Annotated in this window: 1 rRNA gene; it reads left to right on the top strand. The window is 51.3% G+C overall.

From position 1 onward, the window contains the following. Positions 1-84 precede the first annotated feature (84 nt). Positions 85-3,013 (top strand): 23S ribosomal RNA (locus ACOMCU_RS27845). Positions 3,014-3,033: the final 20 nt, after the last annotated feature.

Here is a 3,033-nt window from a genome sequence, read left to right as displayed (position 1 = left end):
TTGTTCTTTGAAAACTGGATAAAACGACATTGATATAGTAACAAACACATTTATTTTTTTAAGTTTTTTAGGCTTAATAACTTTGGTTAAGTTATTAAGGGCGCACGGCGAATGCCTTGGCACTAGGAGCCGAAGAAGGACGGCACTAACACCGATATGCTTCGGGGAGCTGTAAGTGAGCTTTGATCCGGAGATTTCCGAATGGGGGAACCCACTACGTTTAATCGCGTAGTATCTTGACGTGAATACATAGCGTCTTGAAGGCAGACCCAGGGAACTGAAACATCTAAGTACCTGGAGGAAGAGAAAGAAAAATCGATTCCCTGAGTAGCGGCGAGCGAAACGGGAAGAGCCCAAACCAAGAGGCTTGCCTCTTGGGGTTGTAGGACACTCAATACGGAGTTACAAAAGAATGAGTTAGATGAAGCGACTTGGAAAGGTCCGCCAGAGCAGGTAAAAGCCCTGTAGTCGAAAGTTCATTCCCTCCTGAGTGGATCCTGAGTACGGCGGAACACGTGAAATTCCGTCGGAATCTGGGAGGACCATCTCCCAAGGCTAAATACTACCTAGTGACCGATAGTGAACCAGTACCGTGAGGGAAAGGTGAAAAGCACCCCGGAAGGGGAGTGAAATAGATCCTGAAACCGTGTGCCTACAAGTAGTTAGAGCCCGTTAATGGGTGATAGCGTGCCTTTTGTAGAATGAACCGGCGAGTTACGATTACGTGCGAGGTTAAGTTTTAGAAGACGGAGCCGCAGCGAAAGCGAGTCTGAATAGGGCGAATTAGTACGTGGTCGTAGACCCGAAACCAGGTGATCTACCCATGTCCAGGGTGAAGGTAAGGTAACACTTACTGGAGGCCCGAACCCACGCACGTTGAAAAGTGCGGGGATGAGGTGTGGGTAGCGGAGAAATTCCAATCGAACCTGGAGATAGCTGGTTCTCTCCGAAATAGCTTTAGGGCTAGCCTCGTGATGAGAATACTGGAGGTAGAGCACTGTTTGGACTAGGGGGCCATCCCGGTTTACCGAATTCAGACAAACTCCGAATGCCAGATATTTATACACGGGAGTCAGACTGCGAGTGATAAGATCCGTAGTCAAAAGGGAAACAGCCCAGACCACCAGCTAAGGTCCCAAAGTAATCGTTAAGTGGAAAAGGATGTGGCGTTGCACAGACAACCAGGATGTTGGCTTAGAAGCAGCCATCATTTAAAGAGTGCGTAATAGCTCACTGGTCGAGTGACGCTGCGCCGAAAATGTATCGGGGCTAAACGATTCACCGAAGCTGTGGATTGACATCTATGATGTCAGTGGTAGGAGAGCGTTCTAAGTGCGTTGAAGTCAGACCGGAAGGACTGGTGGAGCGCTTAGAAGTGAGAATGCCGGTATGAGTAGCGAAAGACGGGTGAGAATCCCGTCCACCGTATGACTAAGGTTTCCTGAGGAAGGCTCGTCCGCTCAGGGTTAGTCGGGACCTAAGCCGAGGCCGATAGGCGTAGGCGATGGACAACAGGTTGATATTCCTGTACCACCTCCTCACCGTTTGAGAAATGGGGGGACGCAGTAGGATAGGGTAAGCGCGCCGTTGGTTGTGCGCGTCCAAGCAGTAAGGCGTGTGTGTAGGCAAATCCGCACACTGTAACGTTGAGCTGTGATGGCGAGTCCTTTAAGGACGAAGTTCCTGATTTCACACTGCCAAGAAAAGCCTCTATCGAGGTGAGAGGTGCCCGTACCGCAAACCGACACAGGTAGTCGAGGAGAGAATCCTAAGGTGTGCGAGAGAACTCTCGTTAAGGAACTCGGCAAAATGACCCCGTAACTTCGGGAGAAGGGGTGCTCTTGAGCGTGCAAGCGCATGAGAGCCGCAGTGAATAGGCCCAGGCGACTGTTTAGCAAAAACACAGGTCTCTGCAAAACCGTAAGGTGACGTATAGGGGCTGACGCCTGCCCGGTGCTGGAAGGTTAAGAGGAGTGGTTAGCGCAAGCGAAGCTGCGAATTGAAGCCCCAGTAAACGGCGGCCGTAACTATAACGGTCCTAAGGTAGCGAAATTCCTTGTCGGGTAAGTTCCGACCCGCACGAAAGGCGTAACGATCTGGGCACTGTCTCAACGAGAGACTCGGTGAAATTATAGTACCTGTGAAGATGCAGGTTACCCGCGACAGGACGGAAAGACCCCGTGGAGCTTTACTGTAGCCTGATATTGAATTTTGGTACAACTTGTACAGGATAGGTAGGAGCCAGAGATCTCGGAGCGCCAGCTTCGAAGGAGGCGTCGGTGGGATACTACCCTGGTTGTATTGAAATTCTAACCCATGCCCCTTAGCGGGGTAGGAGACAGTGTCAGGCGGACAGTTTGACTGGGGCGGTCGCCTCCTAAAAGGTAACGGAGGCGCCCAAAGGTTCCCTCAGAATGGTTGGAAATCATTCGTAGAGTGTAAAGGCACAAGGGAGCTTGACTGCGAGACCTACAAGTCGAGCAGGGTCGAAAGACGGGCTTAGTGATCCGGTGGTTCCGCATGGAAGGGCCATCGCTCAACGGATAAAAGCTACCCCGGGGATAACAGGCTTATCTCCCCCAAGAGTCCACATCGACGGGGAGGTTTGGCACCTCGATGTCGGCTCATCGCATCCTGGGGCTGTAGTCGGTCCCAAGGGTTGGGCTGTTCGCCCATTAAAGCGGTACGCGAGCTGGGTTCAGAACGTCGTGAGACAGTTCGGTCCCTATCCGTCGTGGGCGTAGGAAATTTGAGAGGAGCTGTCCTTAGTACGAGAGGACCGGGATGGACACACCGCTGGTGTACCAGTTGTCTTGCCAAAGGCATCGCTGGGTAGCTATGTGTGGACGGGATAAGTGCTGAAAGCATCTAAGCATGAAGCCCCCCTCAAGATGAGATTTCCCATTACGCAAGTAAGTAAGATCCCTCAAAGACGATGAGGTAGATAGGTTCGAGGTGGAAGTGTGGTGACACATGGAGCTGACGAATACTAATCGATCGAGGACTTAACCAAAATGTTTGAAACAATCAATG

Source organism: Lysinibacillus sp. UGB7, from assembly GCF_049058285.1.
In the GTDB taxonomy this organism is placed as follows: Bacteria; Bacillota; Bacilli; order Bacillales_A; family Planococcaceae; genus Lysinibacillus; species Lysinibacillus sphaericus_B.
Note: the sequence above shows the minus strand (reverse complement) of the source record. Positions and strands in the feature narration are given on the sequence as shown.